This window comes from Burkholderia sp. DN3021 (genome assembly GCF_049805555.1).
Lineage (GTDB): Bacteria > Pseudomonadota > Gammaproteobacteria > Burkholderiales > Burkholderiaceae > Burkholderia > Burkholderia pyrrocinia_C.
In genome coordinates this window covers 1-497 of sequence record NZ_JBNCAB010000288.1, presented here as the reverse complement: position 1 = coordinate 497, position 497 = coordinate 1, and the positions used below count along the sequence as shown (strand labels likewise).

General features: G+C 59.6%; 2 protein-coding genes. Both read right to left on the bottom strand.

What is annotated here, in order from left to right:
• Nucleotides 1-186, bottom strand: a 186-nt coding sequence (locus tag ACPUER_RS37130; RefSeq protein WP_425133626.1) for a hypothetical protein, incomplete at its 3' end; no start/stop codon positions are given.
• 100 nt (nt 187-286) lie between these two features.
• Nucleotides 287-497: hypothetical protein (locus ACPUER_RS37125; RefSeq protein ID WP_425133625.1), on the bottom strand; the 211-nt coding region annotated here is incomplete at its 5' end.

Below are 497 nucleotides of genomic sequence, written 5' to 3'. Positions count from 1 at the left end.
TTGGTACACCGGCGGGCGAACGTAAAGGCGGCGGATATAGCCATCGACCACGAGCCGGTGAATCTGAATGTATACCTGCCCAAGATTCAGGGCGGCGCCCTCTGCAATCTGGAGTGCGGTCACGCCGACGCCGCGGCCTGTTGCGGTTCTCAAGAAATCGCAAATCTTCCAACTCGTTTCGTCCACGACGATTTCATCCTTGCATCAACTCGTGTGCCGGTTCAGAGCAAGCGCCTAGCATGTGCCGAAGGTCGAGTCGATCGCGCCCCCTTTCCATGATGGCTTGTCATACGTTGTCGTCGTCGAGCTCGAATAGCGCGCGATCAGCCGGACGGGACAGCGCGTCGTCCATCATTTGCCGGAAATCCGCGGCATCCCATTCGCCGCGTTCGACACGACGCAGAATGGCTTCGCCGACGAGCATTACCTTGCGTTCGCGATCCGCGCGCGTTTGTTTGACTTGCTGACGTTGCGCCTTGGCGACTGCCTTCCTGGCC